Source organism: Actinomycetota bacterium, assembly GCA_028698215.1.
GTDB lineage: Bacteria > Actinomycetota > Humimicrobiia > Humimicrobiales > Humimicrobiaceae > Halolacustris.
The window spans coordinates 24,261-40,639 of sequence record JAQVDY010000014.1; the positions used below are offsets into that span (position 1 = coordinate 24,261).

The 16,379-nt window shown below is 43.5% G+C and carries 17 protein-coding genes; 16 read left to right on the forward strand and 1 reads right to left on the reverse strand.

Going from position 1 to position 16,379, the window contains the following annotated elements; translation table 11 throughout:
* Window positions 1-211 precede the first annotated feature (211 nt).
* The 3 genes from PHN32_05625 (at window position 212) to PHN32_05635 (ending at window position 5,269) form a co-directional block, all read left to right on the forward strand.
* Window positions 212-2,080 (forward strand): glycosyltransferase, encoded by a 1,869-nt coding sequence (locus tag PHN32_05625; protein ID MDD3777067.1) that lies wholly within the window; start codon window positions 212-214, stop codon window positions 2,078-2,080.
* A 76-nt stretch (window positions 2,081-2,156) separates the two neighbouring features.
* Window positions 2,157-3,023, forward strand: a complete 867-nt coding sequence (locus PHN32_05630) for a hypothetical protein (protein ID MDD3777068.1) — start codon at window positions 2,157-2,159, stop codon at window positions 3,021-3,023.
* Entirely contained in the window at window positions 3,020-5,269 is a 2,250-nt protein-coding gene (locus PHN32_05635) for a U32 family peptidase (protein MDD3777069.1), read from the forward strand. The genes PHN32_05630 and PHN32_05635 overlap by 4 nt, the downstream gene beginning before the upstream one ends.
* Before the next feature lie 46 nt (window positions 5,270-5,315).
* Here PHN32_05635 and PHN32_05640 read toward each other — a convergent pair whose 3' ends face one another.
* Entirely contained in the window at window positions 5,316-8,153 is a 2,838-nt protein-coding gene (locus tag PHN32_05640) for a PBP1A family penicillin-binding protein (protein MDD3777070.1), read from the reverse strand.
* A gap of 142 nt (window positions 8,154-8,295) precedes the next feature.
* On the opposite strand from PHN32_05640, the gene tyrS reads away from it, so the two are divergent.
* The 13 genes from tyrS to PHN32_05705 all read left to right on the forward strand — a co-directional run bounded on the left by tyrS (window position 8,296) and on the right by PHN32_05705 (window position 16,371).
* On the forward strand, window positions 8,296-9,519 hold the full coding sequence (gene tyrS / locus PHN32_05645) for a tyrosine--tRNA ligase (GenBank protein MDD3777071.1): 1,224 nt from the start codon (window positions 8,296-8,298) through the stop codon (window positions 9,517-9,519).
* A gap of 1 nt (window position 9,520) precedes the next feature.
* Window positions 9,521-9,967 (forward strand): DUF134 domain-containing protein, encoded by a 447-nt coding sequence (locus tag PHN32_05650; protein MDD3777072.1) that lies wholly within the window; start codon window positions 9,521-9,523, stop codon window positions 9,965-9,967.
* 12 nt (window positions 9,968-9,979) lie between these two features.
* Complete coding sequence (locus PHN32_05655; GenBank protein ID MDD3777073.1) at window positions 9,980-10,978, forward strand: DUF2099 family protein; 999 nt, start codon at window positions 9,980-9,982, stop codon at window positions 10,976-10,978.
* A 66-nt stretch (window positions 10,979-11,044) separates the two neighbouring features.
* Window positions 11,045-11,233: a zinc ribbon domain-containing protein gene (locus PHN32_05660; GenBank protein ID MDD3777074.1), complete on the forward strand. Its 189-nt coding sequence runs from the start codon at window positions 11,045-11,047 to the stop codon at window positions 11,231-11,233.
* Between the two features lie 236 nt (window positions 11,234-11,469).
* Window positions 11,470-11,652: a hypothetical protein gene (locus PHN32_05665; GenBank protein MDD3777075.1), complete on the forward strand. Its 183-nt coding sequence runs from the start codon at window positions 11,470-11,472 to the stop codon at window positions 11,650-11,652.
* Between the two features lie 17 nt (window positions 11,653-11,669).
* A complete protein-coding gene (locus PHN32_05670) occupies window positions 11,670-12,029 on the forward strand; it encodes a DUF5320 domain-containing protein (protein ID MDD3777076.1) in 360 nt (119 codons plus the stop codon).
* Between the two features lie 89 nt (window positions 12,030-12,118).
* Window positions 12,119-12,925 carry an Mrp/NBP35 family ATP-binding protein gene (locus tag PHN32_05675; protein MDD3777077.1) on the forward strand — a complete coding sequence of 269 codons (807 nt, stop codon included), beginning with the start codon at window positions 12,119-12,121 and terminating at the stop codon, window positions 12,923-12,925.
* Window positions 12,926-12,997: 72 nt separating this feature from the next.
* Entirely contained in the window at window positions 12,998-13,558 is a 561-nt protein-coding gene (locus PHN32_05680) for a flavin reductase family protein (protein ID MDD3777078.1), read from the forward strand.
* On the forward strand, window positions 13,551-14,402 hold the full coding sequence (locus PHN32_05685; protein ID MDD3777079.1) for an MBL fold metallo-hydrolase: 852 nt from the start codon (window positions 13,551-13,553) through the stop codon (window positions 14,400-14,402). Before PHN32_05680 ends, PHN32_05685 begins: the two co-directional genes overlap by 8 nt.
* Window positions 14,403-15,341, forward strand: a complete 939-nt coding sequence (locus PHN32_05690; GenBank protein MDD3777080.1) for a radical SAM protein — start codon at window positions 14,403-14,405, stop codon at window positions 15,339-15,341. It abuts the gene before it with no gap.
* A complete protein-coding gene (locus PHN32_05695; GenBank protein MDD3777081.1) occupies window positions 15,338-15,721 on the forward strand; it encodes a NifB/NifX family molybdenum-iron cluster-binding protein in 384 nt (127 codons plus the stop codon). Before PHN32_05690 ends, PHN32_05695 begins: the two co-directional genes overlap by 4 nt.
* 3 nt (window positions 15,722-15,724) lie before the next feature.
* On the forward strand, window positions 15,725-15,943 hold the full coding sequence (locus tag PHN32_05700; protein MDD3777082.1) for a DUF5320 family protein: 219 nt from the start codon (window positions 15,725-15,727) through the stop codon (window positions 15,941-15,943).
* Window positions 15,940-16,371 (forward strand): DUF134 domain-containing protein, encoded by a 432-nt coding sequence (locus tag PHN32_05705; protein MDD3777083.1) that lies wholly within the window; start codon window positions 15,940-15,942, stop codon window positions 16,369-16,371. Before PHN32_05700 ends, PHN32_05705 begins: the two co-directional genes overlap by 4 nt.
* Window positions 16,372-16,379 lie beyond the last annotated feature (8 nt).

Genomic DNA, 16,379 nt, shown 5'->3' on the forward strand with positions numbered 1-16,379 from the left:
CTGAAGCTATTTCTACGAGTTAAAAGCAGCTTAAAAAGCTGTACTTCTATTATTATATCCTAATTTATGTATTTATATAAGTATTATTAATATTATTAAACATTATAATTATTAATATATTTACAATAGTTGATATTTATGTTTTAATATTTATAGTTATTAATTAATATATATAATTATGAATAACAAAACGGTTGCCTTATAGGACCCATTGGCTCAATTTGACGGCAAATGGGAAAAAAGGTTGGGGGATCTGCTCCTGGAAGAGGGGATAATTGATACTGAAACACTGTACAAGGCTTTAAAGCTACAGAAACAGCAGGGTGGAAGGCTGGGTTGGATACTGGTTTCAGAGGGGCTTATTACCAGGGTAGAGTTGTACCGGACACTGTCCAAAAAGTTTGATTTACCTTTTGTATCTGATAATTTAGAGGAATTGGTTCTGGAAATGGACACAGGGCTTATGGAAGGATTGGAACCGGAGCAAATAATTGAGTACCAGACCTTGCCCCTTAAAATCAAAGACCAGGTGCTTACGGTGCTAACTGCCTATCCTCAAAACCAAAAAATATTAGGTATATTAAAAGACAAATTTAAGGTAAATGAGATAGATCAACGTGTAGTAACCGACCAGGATATAACCGAGCTGGTAAAGAGGTTCTTCTCCCGCAGCCTGGGACGCAAAACCATATTTGGCCTGTATCACCGGAAACCTGAAGAATCAGCTTTCGTAAGGATGAATAAACCCCAGATACTGATAACCATACTGGCAGTAATTGGTATAACTGCCGGCCTTTATTTTTATACTGATTATTTTTTACTGGGCTTGTTTGCCCTGATACAGACGTTTTATTTAATATCCATAGCCTACAAGTTAATTATAAGCCTGGCGGGAGTAAGGCATAAGTTTTTTAACCAATATAAAGAGCCGGGGCCGGATAAAGATACTGAATATCCAGTATACACCGTTTTAGTACCATTATTCCATGAACCGGAACAGGTACTGGCCAGTATTATCAAGGCAATAAAAAACTTGGATTATCCTCAAAACAAGCTGGACGTAATATTTTTATTTGAAAAAAATGATAAGCACACCATTAACCTGGCTAAAAGGCTAGGGCCTCCTTCCAGCTGGAGGTTTTTCTATGTCCCCAATGGTACGCCTACCACTAAACCCAAAGCCTGTAATTATGGGCTATACTTTGCCCGGGGCAAGTACCTGGTAATATATGATGCTGAAGATATTCCAGAGCCAGACCAGTTAAAGAAGGCTTTAGCTGCTTTTAATAACAGTCCTGAGGAATATGCTACTTTTCAGGCTTTCTTGAATTACTATAACCGTAATGAAAATTTCTTAACCAGGATGTTTACCTTGGAATATACTTATTGGTTTGACTATATGTTAAGCGGCTTGTTTAGGTTTAAACTACCCATACCTCTGGGAGGCACCAGCAATCATTTTAAAGTGGACGTATTAAGGAAAATAAGTGGATGGGATCCTTTCAATGTAACCGAAGATGCGGATTTAGGGGTAAGAATGGCAGCGGAAAAAAAGAAGGTAGGAGTAATAAATTCAACTACTTACGAGGAAGCCAACAGTAGTGTTGGTAACTGGATCAGGCAGCGTTCCCGCTGGATAAAGGGTTATATGCAGACCTCCCTGGTTTATAACCGCAGCCCTATAAAGCTGATAAGAACCCTGGGTTTTACCCGTTGGGCTTCTTTCCAGATGATTGTAACCGGTACCCCTTTTACTTTTTTAATTAATCCCATTATGTGGCTGACTTTCCTAGCTTGGATAATTGCCAGAAACTGGATTATTTTCCCTGACATACCCTATATAATTGTCCTAATGGGAACTATAAGCCTAATTGCGGGGAATATAGCTATGATTCTGCTTAATTTTGCCGCTGCCTTTTCTAGAAAATACTACAGCCTTCTGCCTTTCAGCCTGCTTAACCCCCTATACTGGATACTTCATTCCATAGCTGCCTATAAAGCCCTGTGGCAGCTTATGGTAAGGCCTTTTTACTGGGAAAAAACCAACCACGGCCTAAGCAGCATCAAATTTGACCACTAAAGCCAGCAACTGTTAAGTTTTTTTATTTTTTTGTGGTAGGATATAGCTGGTAAAAAAATATTAGGAAGCTGCTGGAATGAAACTAAAACAAATATATGAATTAGCACTGGAAATGGGCAGGAAAGCTGACCCAGACCTGGCTGATAACTTTCCTGATTGCCAGATACTTAACCCTATGGAATCAGAGGTAAATACTCTCTATGCGGGCATAGACATAGGAGTAGGGGAGCTTCTATTAGTAGATAGGCTTAATCAATCCGGGTATGGAGTAGATGCTGTGCTCAGCCATCATCCTCAGGCCAAAGGTTACTACCTTATGTCTGAGGTGGGCAGGATACAGCAACAGACTTGGATAAGGTATGGAGTGGACAGGAAAGTAGCCCACAGGCTGGCAGATAAGATGATAAAAGAATACTGGCTGGAGGCAGCATCGGCCAATGGCCTAAGGGCCAGGGATGCAGCCAGGCAGCTGAAGTTACCGCTGCTTTGCCTGCATACAGCTGTGGATAACCTGGTGCAGGATTTTTTTCTTGATTTTTTAAGGGGCAAAGATAATTCAAGCTTGATTGAAGTGCTGGATTTAGTACAGAAGATTGAAGAATGCGGCCGTTCTGCTGCCGATGGGGTTAAAGCCCATCTGGCCGGGAAAATAAGCAAGGATACCAAATTAGGCTGCCATATGGTAGATATGACAGGGGGTATGGATCCACCTATGGAAATATTTGGACATCTCAAAAAGGCAGGCGTAGATACCATGGTGGGGATGCATTATGGGTTAGAACACCTAAAAGCTATGGAGAGCTGTGGAATGGCAGCTGTAATATGTGGACATATGGCTTGTGATTCCCTGGGATTAAATATTTTTTGCGACCAGCTCCAGGCTAAGGGCGTAAAAGTAATTGCCGGTGCCGGTTTTTACCGGGTAGAGAGGAAGCCCAAGTGACTGTAGGTGGTCAAAAATTAGAACTGGTTGCCCCGGCAGGGGGCTGGGATCACCTGGTAGCTGCCCTTAATGCGGGAGCAGACGCAGTTTATTTGGGATACAGCCGTTTTGGAGCCAGGGCATATGCTGATAATTTTGACTTACCTCTATTAAAAAAGGCAGTATTGCTGGCCCATGAACGGGGTATAAAAGTATACCTCACCTTAAATACCCTGCTTAAAGACTCAGAGCTGGAGGAAGCGGCCAGGTTCCTGGATCAGTACCTGCAGGTATCACAAGACGGGATAATCATACAGGATCTTGGTATATATAAAATGATATCAGACCTTTTCCCCCAAGCCAGGATGCATGCCAGCACTCAGTTAAACATCCATAACCTGGACTCGGCCCTGCAGCTGGAATCCATGGGTTTTAAAAGGGTGGTTTTAGCCCGGGAGATGACTTTGGGCCAGATAAAAGAAATTAGCAGCAACTGTAATCTGGAGCTGGAAGTATTTGGCCACGGTTCCCAGTGCTATGCCTTTTCGGGACAATGTTATCTTAGCTCCTTTGCCAGCGGCCGGAGCGGCAATAGGGGAAGGTGCAGCCAGCCCTGCCGTATGAAGTACAAATTTATGTATAAGGATGAAAAGGGAGCTTATTCTCTTAGTAAAAAACATCAGTACTATTTATCTAAAAAAGACCTGTCTACCCTGGATTTAATACCCCAGATGGCTGCTGCCGGCATAAATGCATTAAAAATTGAAGGCAGGATGAAGACTCCGGAATATGTAGCCATAGTGACCAGCATTTATAGAAAATATATTGACCTTTATTATGAATCACCTAAAGATTTTCAGGTAGAAGAAAAAGATCGGTACAAGCTGGGCCAGATATTTTTAAGGGACAGCGGTACCGGGTACTTAAAAGAAGAATATCCGAAAGATATAGTCAATATGAAAACCAGCGGCAGCATAGGCACTTTTATAGGCAGAATAGCTTCAATTGATTACCAACCCAAAAAAAAGAAGATTGAATCTATTACCTTGCAGACCAGGGTGCCGGTACAAAAAGGTGATCTGCTGGAAATTTGGACCAATAAAGGCAATGAAAGGATTACTGTAAACCAGGTAGAGCTTATTCATAGTAAAGGGAAAAAGGATTTTGTAAAAATCAGCTTAAACAAGGATTTATGGTTATCTGAAAACGACAGGGTGTTTAAATATTTTGATCATAAACTGGATGGGGAAGCTAAAAGCTATTATCTTTATAACCAGAAAAAACCCCATTTGCAGGCGGTTACCCAGCAGCCGGGCTTAAGGGAATATGAACTTAATTATTATTTTTCTTCCCCTAAACCTGCTGCTGCACAGGATAGAGAAATTATTACTCCAGTACAGCTGTCAGCAAAGGTTTATGACTTTGATTCCATTATTGCCGCTGCAGATAGCGGTGCCAAGCATATAACCTATGAAGGAGAGATAAATGATAAGTGGTTAGATATGGCCCAGTACTGCAGCAAAGGGGGAAGCAGCTTGTTTATCAGCATACCCAGGATAATAGATACCGGCCAGTTTAAAAGATTAAAGCAAAGCTTAAAGGAGCTGGCAGGCAAAACAAGGGTTAACCTTGAAGTTGAAAATCCAGGAGGACTTACCTTACTTAAAGATGTACCTCAACTAAAGGAGTCCAAAATTATTGTAGGCAGGGGCCTGAATATATTTAATTGGCTGTCAACAGCATCTTTGGAGAAAGAAATTGGGCAAAAAATAGTAGAGATAGAGTTGTCAAATGAGCTTAATATAGAGGAGATAAGCAGGCTTATCAACCAGGCCTCCGGGAGGAAAAAATTAGAATTTTCCATGTTTGGCCATGGTTATTTTCCGGTTATGGCCGCTAAATACAAACCGGAATTTATAGATAAGAGATACCAGGGCGGCATCCAGTATTACATGGAAGATGTAAAAGGCTTTAAATTTCGGGTAGGTTCAGATACTTTTGGCAATATAATACTGTTTAATTCCAAAAAAATTTGTACCTTATTTAGCTTGGAATCAGTACTAAAAAGCGGTTTGAGCTTTTTAAGGATAGATTCACGCTTCCTTCAGCCAAAACAGTTATCCAGGGTTATGGATGCATACCAGCAGGCCATAGCTATCATGGTAGAAAAAGGGCTGGATAAGTATCGATTGTTTGTTCAGGGTATGGGCCAGGATGAATTATTTAAAGACTACACCCGGGGGCATCTATTGAGGGGAGTAAAATAATTTTTCCGGCACTATCTAAAGGTTTTCTGGCCAGAGATCTTACATGCTAGGAAGAATCAGTCTCTTCTTCAGGCTCCAAAAGAGGCTCTTCAAGCTTTATTTTTACTGTTGAGCCGTAGTTTATATAGCTACCGCCAACAGGTGTCTGGTTAGCCACTATTCCGCCTTTAATATCTTTTCCGCTTATTTCAGCTACCAAGCCCTTGGCTTCCAGCATCTGTACTGCCTGGTCCCGGTCCAAGCCTACTACTTCCGGTACCAGCACTCCCAGGCTAACCCTTATAATGACTTCAGCACCCTTATTGTATAAGGTTTGAGGAAGGGGGACCTGGTTAAACACGATACCAATGGCTGCTGTCCCTTCTTCTTCCAGGACGGTTATATTGGAAAATCCTGATTCCTGAAGCTTGGCCAAAGCTTCTGCCCGGGTAAGGGTAATTACATCGGGAACATTAGCTTCCGGATTTACCCCTTTGCTTACATAGATAGTTACTGGAGTATCTATAGCTATTTCTGTGCCCGGTTTGGGTTCCTGGTCATATATTTTTGGAGGCTGGTACTGCTGGTTGAATTCATTTATGATATTGGTAATGGAAAGGCCAAAACCGGCCAAAATTTCCTGGGCCTCATCCTGCTCCAATCCCAGAAGGCTGGGCATGGCGACGGTTTCCCTGCCCTTGCTTATCTTAACGGTAATATTAGGCAGCTGGCCGTCAGTTGACTCCAGCACGGTTTCCGGAGCAGGTTCCTGGGCGAACACTATGTTGGAAGCATAAGTATCATTATGCTCTGTTATTTCTTCTACCGAAAAATGAAGCTCTTCTAATATTTGCCTGGCCTGTTCAATGTCTACCCCTATTAGAGAAGGAACTTTGACCTTATTGTGTATTTGGCAATATTCTTGGGGTTGTTGACCCTGGGCAAATGACTGGTATTCCAGTAATTCCTCCGGGCACCAGGGAGCAGGTAAAAGGCCTGATTCAGAGCAGACCTCTATATCTATTATTTCTTCTCCGGGCACGGCAAAATCCCTTACCGGAAGTCCTTCCAGGGCGGCTGACATGAATTTGTTCCAGATATCAGCAGGAAAGCTTCCGCCTACCACTGTACGGCCATTAATAGGCTCCATGGACTGGCTTGATTCCGGGTGCCCCATCCATACCACTGTAACCAGATCCGGCGTATAGCCTGCAAACCAGGCGTCACGGTGGTCGCTGGTGGTTCCGGTTTTACCTGCTGCCGGCCTTCCTATATTGGCTCCGGTGCCTGTTCCTTCCTTTATTACTTTAGAAAGTATCTGGGTCAGCTTGTAAGCATAAGCCGGCTCCATTATTTGTTTTTCCGGCTGCTCTGCCTGTTCCTGGTAATCATAAAGAGCATTTCCCTGGGCATCAGTTATCTTTAAAATGGATACGGGAGGGTGGTATATTCCGCCGGCAGCAAAGGTAGAAAAAGCCTTGCTTATGTCCAGGGGAGTAACCCCTACTTCCAGCCCTCCCAAGGCTATGGCAGGATTACTTCCTATGTCCTGGATATCCATTTCCTGGCAAAGGGCTTCTACATTTTCTGCCCCTACTTCCATCATTAGCTGGGCATATATTACATTCACAGAGTGAATAGTGGCTTCTTCAATATTGAGTTCCCGGTCAAATTTTTGCCCTCCGTAATTATCTACCTGCCAGGAAGGACTTTGGGGCAGCTCAATGGTGATGGGACCGTTGGGGTTATAGGTGGTCTGCATGGGTATGTGCTGTCGCAGGGCTTCTGCCAATACCATAACTTTAAACACTGAACCTGGCTGCCTTTTGCCCTGGGTGGCAATATTAAACTTGTTTTTTTGGTAATCCTTGCCTCCAATAAGGGCATGGATATAGCCATTGGAGGGATTAGTGCATATCAATGAATAGGAAGGACCAATATCTTCCGGAAAAACCTGTTTTACCGCTTGTTCTGCTTTTTGCTGAAGTTCCAAATCCAGGGTAGTATATATTCTTAAGCCTCCCTTAAACACGTCATAATCAGTAAATTTCTGGTCATATAGCTGCTGTTTTATGTAATCTATAAAATAGGGCGCAATACCAGGGCTGGGGTCACCCGTTTCATAGGGATTGGTTTCATTTAATTCTATGGGGGCAGTCAGGGCTTCAAAGTATTGATCCTTGTCTATCATCTCCTGTTCATACATTAAGCTTAACACCAGGTTTCTCCTTTTTTCTGCCCTTTCCATATTGTTAAAAGGGGAGTAATTCTCAGGGGAACGTGCCAGCCCGGCCAGCAATGCAGCCTGGTCAACGGTAAGTTCAGAGGCATGTACTCCAAAATAAAGCTGGGAAGCTTTTTCAATACCATAGGTACCGGCTCCGAATAATATGGTGTTAAGATACATTTCCAGCACTTTATCCTTGGTATAATGCCGCTCCAGCTGTATGGCTATAGCGGCCTCTTTTATCTTGCGGCTCCATGTTTTTTCCGGAGAAAAATAAACATTCTTTACATACTGCTGGGTTATGGTGCTGCCGCCCTGGGCCAGTTCTCCTGCTTTAAGGTCAGCTATAAGGGCTCCCAGTATCCTTACATAATCCACCCCCTGATGCTCATAATATCTTTTGTCTTCCACTGCTATTATGGCATCCTTTATATAGGGTGACATTTGGTCAAAGTTTATTATTTCCCTGTTTTCTTCGGCATGGAATTCCGTAATAAGCTTACCGTCAATGGAATATACCTTGGAAGTCTGGGCAATAGGGGAAGGGGTCAGCTCTTCCAGCGATGGCAATGAGCTGATGTAAATAAATCCTCCCACAATAACCACAAACAGTACTACTAAAAAGGCAATTAGCAGAAACAAGAAAAAAAATTTTACTCCGCGCCTTCTGTTGCTCATATCATCACCTATCCTGTTTTCTGAAACTGTATTATACTACATTTACCGATGGCAAATGAAGAGCCAAAATAGACAGACACCAGGCTTAGTGATAATATTTAGGCAAAATGTATTATGGAAAGCTTAAAAGGATATAGCAGGCATGGAAAAAAACGTTCAGAAACAGATGGAAATAATATTGTCCGGTACCGAAGATGTGCTGATAGAGCAAGAGCTGGAAAAACTTATAACGGAAAGCATAAATACCGGCCGAAAGTTAAAGGTTAAACTGGGCCTGGATCCCACTGCCCCTGATATACATCTGGGGCATACCGTAGTATTAAACAAACTTAGGCAGTTCCAGGATTTAGGACATCAGGCCATACTGATTATTGGTGATTATACCGCCAGGATTGGCGACCCTTCCGGCCGATCCAGGCTCAGGCCCAAACTGGATCCGGAACAGATTGACCTTAATGCAAGGACTTATATGAAGCAGGCTTATAAAGTGCTTAATCCAGACCAGACAGAGATGGTAAACAATTCCCAATGGCTAAAGCAGCTAAGCTTTGAAGATGTGCTTAACCTGACTGCCAGGTTTACTGTTGCCAGGATGCTGGAAAGAGATGACTTTAAAAAGAGATTTGCTTCCAGCACCCCTATTGCCATTATGGAGTTTCTCTATCCCATTATGCAGGCTTATGATTCGGTAGCCATAGAGGCAGACGTAGAATTGGGGGGAACCGACCAGAGGTTTAATTTACTTATGGGCCGGGAACTGCAGAAGGAGTTTTCACAGAAACCCCAGATAGCCATAACCATGCCTATACTGGTGGGTACTGATGGGGTGGAAAAAATGAGCAAGAGCCTGGGCAACTACATCGGGGTAGATGAACCGCCCCAGGAAATATTTGGTAAAGTAATGTCCATACCCGATGACATTATGCTAGACTATTTCCGCCTGGTTACCCGTATAGGCCTAGAAGAATACAAGCAGCTGGAGCAGCAGCTGTCCCGGGGTGACATAAATCCTTCACTGGTAAAAAGAAAACTGGCTAAAGCCGTAGTGGCTGATTTTTATAGCCAGGAGCAAGCACAGCAGGCAGAAGCTGAATTTGACCTGATATTTAAAAAGAACCAGGTACCGGATGATATTGAGGAGTATAAGATAAATAAAGGGGACGGCAAAATATGGATAGTAAAGCTGCTGGTAGATAGTGGCCTGGTCCCGTCCAATGGACAGGCCAGAAGGCTTATCAGCCAGGGAGCAGTGAAGCTGGACCAGGAAAAGATCGGGGATGCAGACCTGGAGCTGGAAGCAGAGCAGCTTGATGGCAAGGTTCTGCAGAAAGGCAAAAGACATTTTAAGCGGTTAAGGATAGGTTAAAGTGGTTAAGCCCAGAAAAAAAAGAAATGTGCTTTATCCCCCTAAAACCCTTTACTTTAAACCCCAGGGGTCAACCGGCAAGGAGCCTGAGGTGGTGCTTAGCATCGACGAGTATGAAGCGGTAAGGCTGGCTGATTATCAAAACCTCAAACAGGAACAGGCAGCATCTATGATGAATATATCCCGCCCTACTTTTACCCGCCTTATTGACAGTGCCCGCCAAAAGATTGCTAAAGCCATAGTAGGAGGCAGGGCTATACGCATAGAAGGGGGAGATTTTATTTTCCTAAAAAATAGGATCAGGTGTGACAGCTGTGGTAATATCTGGGAAACTGAGCAAATGCAGAATAAAGAAAAAAACTGTCCCCAATGCGATAGCCAGCAGGTAACCGATGTAGGCAATATGCTAAGCCGGGGCCCCAGAAGGAGAAGAAGGGGCGGCTGGTAGTTGAAGGGCAGGTTGAATAAATTTTTAGCCCGCATACAGGAACAATATGGCAAGTTGCCTAAAGATTTGCATATTACCAAAAAAGCAGGTGCCCTGGTAGCCATATCCGGAGGGCATCCTATTTTAGCAGAAGAGCCCACATTAACTTATTGTCCCTTGTATAAGTCATTGTTTAAAGCAGACTCTATTGACCGCAAATCCATCATGGCCAAATTTGAAATCCAGGCCAAAAAGTGGGGAATGTTTACTCCAGACAGAAAGGTTTCTGAATGCAGTATAGTGGTTCCTTTCGGGGCTTCTGAAATGATTATGTATGCTCTGGAAAGGAAAGGAGTGGAAGCAGCAGTACTGGTTTGCGAAGGAGCGGGTACGGTTATCACCGATAATCCTTTTACCGTGCAGGGAATAGGAGCCTATATGAACGGTATTTTTTACACCACTGCTGTTCCGGAAATTATACATAAATTAAAAAACCAGGGGGCCTGCGTATTATCTGAAAAAGGCACCATCAATCAGTTGGGCGGAGTGAAAAAAGCCTACAGGCAGGGATACCGTAAAATTGCGGTCACGGTCAGGGGGGATCAAATAGACCAGATAAAAAAGATAAGGGATTTTCAATTCAGGAATCCCGGATTTACCACAGTTATCATGGCAGTATGCAATACTGGAATTTCCGGATACCAGGCCAGAGTAGTCAGGGATAATGCTGATCTGGCCTGGGCCTGTGCCTCTTCTAAAATCAGAAGTATTGTGGGTCCTGCTTCAATGGTGCAGCTAGGAATGAAAATACCGGTATTTATAACTACCAGTGCGGGTATTGAGTTATTGTCCCATTATTCTAACCAGAAAGAGCTGCTTTCAGTTTTAGAAAGCGGGTCCAAAAAATATATAACCTCCAGCCGCTGCCAGCAAGGGGGGACCAAATTCAATATGGGTAGGTTTTCAGTTTATTTATATCCAGTGGATAAACTGCCGGTATATACTCCGGATCAGCCCCAGCCCTTAGCATAGAAAACGCTTGACAATAGTTGTATATAATATAATAATATTAGCATATTAATATATTTAGGAGGAAATATGCCTATATACAGCTATAAATGCAAAAGCTGTGGAAACAGCTTTGATCTTTTAACCGGGGAAGAATTGGCTTGCACCAAATGTGGAAGCCAGGAAATAGAAAAAAACTATGCTAGTTTTGAATTTAATGCTAATGTAGATAAAAGTAGTGGATGTGGAAGCTGCGGCGGGGGATGCTGCGGTTTTTAAATATATTACAATCCTGAGCGGAGGGCCGCATACCAAGCGGCCCTTTTAATTTTAACCAGACAATTTACCCTCAAAATTTTTTATCAACTATAAAAAGTTAGGCAAACAAAACTTTTTTTCAAAACTGCTTGCATTATGAACTATGGTTCACTATAATACAATTGAACATTAGTTCATAACACGGAGGTGGCAAAATGCCAGGATTTGATGGAACAGGACCAGCAGGAATGGGTCCCATGACCGGAAGAGGCAGAGGTTATTGTATTATGCCGGCGGCAAAGCTGAACTCGAGGTCTTATCCAGCAACAGCTGGAATGAGTCGGCCAGGGACTGCATCCGTTGTAAACAGGCCCAGGTTAAGGGGCCGATGGCCGTTAGGTTCAAGGCTGAGGTTACCCCGGACCAGAAGAAGAATATAAGGAAAGGAGTGCTTGTTATGCCAAGAGGAGATGGAACAGGACCAGCAGGAATGGGTCCTATGACCGGAAGAGCAGCAGGATACTGCGCTGGATATAATACGGCAGGATTTATGAATCCTTACGGAGGAAGAGGTTTTGCAGGACGCGGGGCAGGAATGGGCCGGGGAAGAGGCTATAGGAATGCCTACTATGCTACCGGCCTTCCTTTCTGGGCCAGATACCCGGTTCCCCCCGCTGGTGCAGAACCCTATTATGCAGAAGCAGCCCCTGTTGATGAAATGGACCAGTTAAAACAGCAGGCAGATGCCTTAAAACAGCAGCTGGACCAGATCCAGGCCAGGATGGAAGAATTGGGCAAACCGGAAAAAGAAGAGTAGAATAATTAAACATTAAAAACAGAAAGAGGATAGAGTCTAGATTGTTTTACTAGACTCTATCCTCTTTACCAAGCAGTAAAGGCGGTCCCATGAACGACATGAACCAAGATCAGAAATTAGAAGAAAATATGTCTCAGGTAAAACGTAAATTTATGGTATTTAGCGGCAAGGGGGGAGTTGGCAAGACCACAGTGTCCGTAAACTTAGCCTATTCCCTGATGGCTAAGGGTAACAAGGTAGGTTTGCTGGATGTGGACATACATGGCCCCAACGTAATCAAGGCCTTGGGGCTGGATAAGGAAAAACTGTCTGGAACCGGGCAAAAAATTAAACCCCTGGAGGCTTTCAATAATCTCAAAGTGATAAGCACCGCTTCTTTTTTGGAGACTGAAGACAGCCCCGTAATATGGCGGGGACCGTTAAAGATGAAGATTATCAGGCAGTTTTTAACTGATGTGGATTGGGGCCAGTTGGATTATATGATCATAGATTCTCCTCCCGGAACTGGAGATGAGCCACTTTCCATAGCCCAGCTTATGCCCGGCCTGACCGGGGGAATTGTAGTAACCACTCCCCAGCAAATGGCTACTATAGATGCTAAAAAAAGTATCAGGTTTGCCCAGCAGCTCAAACTCCCCTATATAGGGGTAGTGGAAAATATGTCCGGTTTTCTTTGTCCCCACTGCGGGCAAAGGATAGATATTTTTAAAACCGGGGGAGGACAACAGATTGCTGAAGAAATGGGAGTAGATTTCTTGGGAAGAATTCCCTATGACCCCCTGGTTATGAGTTTAAGTGATGAAGGCCATGTATATTTAAAGGATTATAAAAATGGCACTCCTGTAAGTGAAGCCTATAGCCATATAGCTAACCGGATTAAAAGTATTGCTAAATAATTGATACTTGAACCGTCAGGCCTAAGTTGATAATATATTTTATGAGTATATGCCCAAAACAAAGGAGGATCTATGAAAAAGGAGCTGGAAGCAGCCAATGCTATGTACCCACTGCCGGTGGTTTTAGTTACTACCCACGACGGCAGGGGCAATGACAATATCATGACTGCCGCCTGGACTACCAATGTAAGCAGGAAAAATCCTTGTGTAGCCGTTTCTGTAGGAAAAGATAAGCTTTCCTTTAAAAATATTGAAAACACGGGGGATTTTGTGATAAATATATGCAGCCATAACATATTAAAGCAGGTTGATTTTTGCGGGGAAACCCATGGCCAGGATATAGATAAATTTAAACAAACCGGCCTTACTGCTGCTGCAGCTGTAAAAGTAGGGGCTAAACTTATATCGGAGTGCCCAATAAACCTGGAATGCAGATTGAGGCAGGTTTATGCCATAGATACCGGGAATATGGTAATTGGTGAGATAGTAAAAGTACATGTTGAACAGGATATATTGGATGGGGAAGGTAGAATTGATTACCAAAAATTGGATCCGGTAGTGTATGCCCAGAAAACATATTTTAAATTGGGGGACGCGGTGGCCAAGAGAGGATTTTCCCAAGAAGATGAATAAAACCAGTCCTGCTACAATTACTATTCTTATGGATAATCAAGCCTATCAGCCGGAGTTAAAAGCAGAGCATGGGCTTTCCATGCTGGTAGAAAAGGATGGCATGAGAATCCTTTTTGATACCGGGCAAACCGATAATCTGCAATATAATGGGAGGGCTATGGGTGTAGCCTTGCATAATTTGGATGCGGTAGTGTTAAGTCACGGCCATTTTGACCATAGCGGGGGGCTGATGTCGGTTGTTAGGAAAAATCCGGGGATAAGGGTGTATGGCCATCCCGCAATATTTGAAAGCAAATATGCAGACCATGGTAGGGGAAAAATATATATAGGGATGCAGTATAAACTCCAGGATTACCAAAAAGCAGGAGCAAATTTTGTGCTGTCGGAAAGCAGCCAGGAAATTGGACCTGGTATTTTTAGCTCCGGCCATATTGACCGGGTTAATGATTTTGAGCGGGTAAGCCCTGCATTTATCAAGGACACCGGCCGGAATTTTATTTCCGATAACCTGGAAGATGACGGTTGCCTGATAATAGAGCAGGGCCAAAAAATAATATTAATTTTGGGATGTACCCACAGCGGCCTTATAAATACCCTGGACCTGGTAAGCAGGAAATGGGGCAAAGACCATTTTGCTTTAATAATAGGAGGACTGCACCTGTCTGATAAGGACAGCAGCTATGTGACCAGGGTTTTGGAAAGGGCCAACAGGTTTAAGATAGATAAATTAATACCTCTTCACTGCAGCGGCCTTAACCACCAGGCCCTGTTTGAACATTATCTGGGTCACAGGGTCGAATACGGGGGTGCCGGCAAGGTGATAAATTGCGGGGAGGAGTGTTAGATGTTTTATGGTCCAGTGCTTTCACGCAGATTCGGTTATTCTTTAGGGGTGGATGTAATACCGTTTAAGGTGTGCAGCTATGATTGTGTTTATTGCCAGCTGGGGCCTACCACCTTAAAAACAATAGAAAGAAAAAGTTATCTTGAGGTTGATATCAACCAGTTCAAAAAAGAATTAATAGATAAAATTAGCGATTTTCCCTATATTAATTATGTAACTTTTTCCGGCTCGGGGGAACCTACCTTAAATTTGGATATAGGCCAGCTTATTGGAGCGGCCAAAGGAGTCTCTCCGGTACCGGTAGCGGTACTTACCTGCGGGGCTACTCTGGGTCTGCCGGGAGTGGTGGAGGATCTAGGGCAAGCGGATATAGTTAAAGTTTCCCTGGATGCCTGCAGCCAGGATTCCTTAAAAAAGATTAACCGGCCGGCAGCAGGCATAGATTTTGAATCCAACCTGATGGGCCTAAAAAGATTAACCCAGGAATTTGAGGGCAGTATATGGCTGGAAATAATGGTTCTGAAGGGCATAAATGATAACCTGGGAAGCGCTAACCGTTTTAAAACCATAATAGATGAGTTAGGCAGCAGGATAGATAAGATACACTTAAATACAGCTGTAAGGCCTTCGGGGGGCGGCTACATCAGGCTACCAGACCAGGGCAGTCTTAAAGAGATTAAAAACATATTGGGCAGCAGGGCAGAAATAATAGGTAAGGTAGAATACGGCCAATACAGCAGCAACCTTATAAACATGGAGCAGGGAATAACCGAACTTGTAAAGAGGAGGCCGGCCACCATTACTGATATGGCCTCCGCCTTGGGGATAAACAGAAATGAAGCTATCAAAATTTGCGATAAGTTGATGTCTGAAGGAAAAATAAGGTACAGTATAAAAGGATCTGATAAATATTATGTTACAGATAAGGAGCGAATATGAAAATTGCTATTTCCACTGATAATAATATGGTATCGCCTCATTTTGGCCGATGCCCTCAATTTACCATTGTGGATTTTGAAGAGGGGAAAATAAAGGAACAAAAGATTATAGATAACCCGGGGCATCATCCGGGGTACCTGCCCCAGTTTTTAGCTGAACAGGGAGTAAGCTGTATAGTGGCCGGAGGCATGGGAAGCAGGGCCGAAGAGCTGTTTGGCCAAGCCCATATCGATACGGTGTTAGGTGTTCAGGGGGAAATACCTGAAGTTATAGACAAGCTGCTAAAAGGTACCCTGGAGGGAAGCCCAAGCGCTTGTAGCCCTGGAGCTGGAAGGGGTTACGGTATTAATAAAACAGAATGTGATCATGAGGAGGAATGAGTTATGCCTAGAGGAGACGGAACAGGACCGGCTGGCCAGGGACCAGGGACCGGCAGAGGATTAGGCCGCGGCGGCGGAAGAAGCAGGATGGGAGGTTCTGGAGCTGGACCCCAGGGTTTCTGCATATGCCCTAATTGCGGGCAAAGGACAGAGCATAAGGCTGGGGTTCCCTGCACAGAGTTAACCTGCCCTGAATGCGGAACCAATATGGTAAGAGAATGACAGCCAGGCCTCGTATAAAGAAGATAGTGGATATGCTGCCTTTGTATGTATTGTATAAACCCATGGGGGTAGCAGAACAAAACCTGGAAACAGAAAGCCTTACCTTAGAAGAAATGGAAGCTTTAAAACTTAAAGACGGGCAGGACCTTAAACAGGAAGAAGCAGCCAAGCAAATGGGTATATCAAGGTCTACTTTCCAGAGGCTGCTTCATGCTGCCCGTAAAAAGATTATAAATGCTATCCTGGAAGGCAAGGCTATAAGGTTTGAAGGGGGCAATTATATTGCCAATGAGAACATTATTAGCTCCAAATGTGTTAAAGGTAACTATCACTTCTTTATAAAAAAAGATGAGCTTAAGGACCAGCAATACAAGATAAGCAAAATAAAATGCCCTAAATGCGGCAAACGGCTGGTTGATTTTAAATAATTAATATA

What these genes read in the sequence shown, in the direction of transcription:
- PHN32_05680 (MDD3777078.1), top strand. Translation starts at nt 12,998, where the DNA reads ATGAAAAAGGAGCTGGAAGCAGCCAATGCTATGTACCCACTGCCGGTG.
- PHN32_05660 (MDD3777074.1), top strand. Translation starts at nt 11,045, where the DNA reads ATGCCTATATACAGCTATAAATGCAAAAGCTGTGGAAACAGCTTTGAT.
- PHN32_05685 (MDD3777079.1), top strand. Translation starts at nt 13,551, where the DNA reads ATGAATAAAACCAGTCCTGCTACAATTACTATTCTTATGGATAATCAA.
- PHN32_05700 (MDD3777082.1), top strand. Translation starts at nt 15,725, where the DNA reads ATGCCTAGAGGAGACGGAACAGGACCGGCTGGCCAGGGACCAGGGACC.
- PHN32_05675 (MDD3777077.1), top strand. Translation starts at nt 12,119, where the DNA reads ATGAACGACATGAACCAAGATCAGAAATTAGAAGAAAATATGTCTCAG.
- PHN32_05670 (MDD3777076.1), top strand. Translation starts at nt 11,670, where the DNA reads ATGCCAAGAGGAGATGGAACAGGACCAGCAGGAATGGGTCCTATGACC.
- PHN32_05640 (MDD3777070.1), bottom strand. Translation starts at nt 8,153, where the DNA reads ATGAGCAACAGAAGGCGCGGAGTAAAATTTTTTTTCTTGTTTCTGCTA.
- PHN32_05630 (MDD3777068.1), top strand. Translation starts at nt 2,157, where the DNA reads ATGAAACTAAAACAAATATATGAATTAGCACTGGAAATGGGCAGGAAA.
- PHN32_05695 (MDD3777081.1), top strand. Translation starts at nt 15,338, where the DNA reads ATGAAAATTGCTATTTCCACTGATAATAATATGGTATCGCCTCATTTT.
- tyrS (MDD3777071.1), top strand. Translation starts at nt 8,296, where the DNA reads ATGGAAAAAAACGTTCAGAAACAGATGGAAATAATATTGTCCGGTACC.
- PHN32_05705 (MDD3777083.1), top strand. Translation starts at nt 15,940, where the DNA reads ATGACAGCCAGGCCTCGTATAAAGAAGATAGTGGATATGCTGCCTTTG.
- PHN32_05690 (MDD3777080.1), top strand. Translation starts at nt 14,403, where the DNA reads ATGTTTTATGGTCCAGTGCTTTCACGCAGATTCGGTTATTCTTTAGGG.
- PHN32_05665 (MDD3777075.1), top strand. Translation starts at nt 11,470, where the DNA reads ATGACCGGAAGAGGCAGAGGTTATTGTATTATGCCGGCGGCAAAGCTG.